The sequence below is a fragment of the Secundilactobacillus muriivasis genome, assembly GCF_054785195.1.
The window spans coordinates 1-699 of sequence record NZ_BAABMI010000115.1 but is presented as its reverse complement, the minus strand read 5'-3'; the positions used below and the strand labels follow the sequence as shown (position 1 = coordinate 699).

Below are 699 nucleotides of genomic sequence, written 5' to 3'. Positions count from 1 at the left end.
TTCCAATTAAATAGCATGCGCCGCTTATCATCTAAGTTCTCCAAACTGATATAAGTTTTCAGTTCATGGCTTAACTCTTTAACTACCCGTTTTTCATTAAACGAGAAGTGTTTACTTAGGCTATCTAAATGACCTCTATTGATTACTTTTTCTTGGTTATTTTTATAACTGGCTTTGGCCTTGCGATAGTCCTTAACTTGTTGGTTAAATTCTTTTCTTTCATGCCGCTTACTATTGATTCCCTCATGTTGCATTGGGGTATCATCTATTCCCTCATCGATAAATGATTTTTCGCTGATCCGATCGGGAATATTTTTTTGCTCTAAAACTTGATTGACACTAACCGCCCAATTGTGCCGCCATTCAGTTATTTTTTCTTTTTTATCCCAATTAACTAGCCACACCTTTCTTGATCTTGGAAAACGACTATTTCCTGTATAAGTCTTGTTCCCATTTTCATCTAATATATTTTCTCTTTTACTTTTCAATCCCCATGTTCCGTCTGGATTAAATGGACGATTAGTTAGCATAACATGAGCGTGCGGATTATCTGGGTGATCTCTATGAATTGCTACGTCGGCAACCATACCCTCATCAACAAAATTTTCTTGTACATATTTTGTCAATAATTCTTTCTGTTCATCTTCACTTAATTCAACTGGTAAAGCCACGTTAAACTCTTTTGCATAGCGTGAATTT

Annotated in this window: 1 protein-coding gene; it reads right to left on the bottom strand. The window is 35.6% G+C overall.

Annotated elements, in window-relative coordinates; translation table 11 throughout:
* Nucleotides 1–699, bottom strand: a 699-nt coding sequence (locus ACYVR3_RS16160; RefSeq protein WP_461245022.1) for a MobA/MobL family protein, incomplete at both ends; no start/stop codon positions are given.